At 66.4% G+C, this 737-nt stretch carries 1 protein-coding gene; it reads right to left on the reverse strand.

What is annotated here, in order from left to right; translation table 11 throughout:
* Window positions 1-38: 38 nt before the first annotated feature.
* Window positions 39-737, reverse strand: a 699-nt coding sequence (locus A5706_RS35225) for a Gfo/Idh/MocA family protein (protein ID WP_068127401.1), incomplete at its 5' end; no start/stop codon positions are given.

Raw genomic sequence — 737 nt, forward strand, 5'->3', positions numbered from 1 at the left:
GCCCTCTCGACTGTCGACTGGCGCGGCGTTCATGGCGTTTACGCCGGTTCGCGGAGCGAGAGACCGGCGGCGCGGTAAATCGTATCGATGACGGACATGTTCTCGATCGCGCCTTCCGGCGTCGTCTTCACCGGTTCGCCGCGCAGCACCGCCGCGGCGAAGGCCTCGAGCTGGTACGCATAGCTGGTGCGGCGCGGGAAGCGCTCCACCCGCTTGCCGTCGGCCGAGCGGATCGTGAGCCGGGGCAACAAGTGCGGAGCAGCCGGACTGAGGTAACGCAGCCGGCCGCGATCCCCAACCACCTTGGCGCTCGCCCAAAACAGGTTCGACGACCACAGCGCGCAGTGCAGGCGGCCCGTGTGCCCGCCGGCGAACCGCAATTCGGCCGTCATAGCCCGGTCCACTTCGGGACCGCCCAGTTTCGCACGAGCCGAAACGACTTCCGGGGTCGAACCGCCGAACGTACGGAGCATGTCGACCGTATAGCTTCCGTCGGTCATCAGCGCGCCACCGGCGAGGGAGTAGTCGTAGACGTTGGCGTTGGAGCGCTTCGGCAGCAATACGCATAAGGAGACGTCGATCCGCTCGAGCTTGCCCAGCTCGCCTGACGTGAGAATCTGCTCGACGCGCGAAGTCAACGGATGGTAGCGGTATTGGATTGCCTCCATGACGACGCGATCTGACTTCGCGGCCAGCTCGGCGATGTCGCGGGCCTCGGCGGCATTGGCGGTGAACGG

Origin of the sequence: Mycobacterium sp. E796, from assembly GCF_001672815.1 — a bacterium.
In the GTDB taxonomy this organism is placed as follows: Bacteria; Actinomycetota; Actinomycetes; order Mycobacteriales; family Mycobacteriaceae; genus Mycobacterium.